This is a genomic window from Streptomyces rugosispiralis (assembly GCF_024505145.1).
GTDB lineage: Bacteria > Actinomycetota > Actinomycetes > Streptomycetales > Streptomycetaceae > Streptomyces > Streptomyces rugosispiralis.
This window is the reverse complement of sequence record NZ_JANIAA010000212.1, coordinates 1-594: the sequence shown is the minus strand read 5'-3', so window position 1 is coordinate 594 and position 594 is coordinate 1. Positions and strand designations below refer to the sequence as shown.

At 66.7% G+C, this 594-nt stretch carries 1 protein-coding gene; it reads left to right on the top strand.

Annotated features, from left to right (window positions below; all coding sequences use genetic code 11):
- On the top strand, positions 1 to 594 hold a 594-nt coding region (locus NP777_RS47110), incomplete at both ends, for an acyltransferase domain-containing protein (RefSeq protein ID WP_256656356.1).

Sequence of the window (594 nt, the reverse complement as noted above, 5' to 3'; positions counted from 1 at the left end):
GCCGGACTCTTCGCCCTGCACATCGCCCTGGCACGACTCCTCGACTCCCTCGGCGTACGCCCCGACGCCGTCATCGGACACTCCATCGGCGAGATCGCCGCCGCCCATATCGCCGGAGTCTTCGACCTCCCCGACGCCTGCCACCTCGTCGCCACCCGCGCCACCCTCATGGGCCAACTCCCCACCGGCGGAGCCATGGCCACCATCGCCGCCACCCCCGACGAACTCGCCGACGACCTCACCACACACAACGGCCAAGTGAGCATCGCCGCCCTCAACACACCCGGCGACACCGTCATCTCCGGACCTCTTCAGCTCGTCACCGACATCAGCACCACCTGGGCAGCCAAAGGCCGCAAAACCCGAACACTGACCGTCAGCCACGCCTTCCACTCCCCCCTGATGGACCCGATTCTGGCGCCGTTCAAGGAGGCCATCAGCGGGCTCACCTACCACCAACCCACCATCCCCCTCATCAGCAACCTCACCGGACAACCAGCCGACAACCACATCACCACCCCCGACTACTGGACCCAACACATCCGCCAACCCGTCCACTTCCACCCCGCCATCACCCACACCACACCCCACACC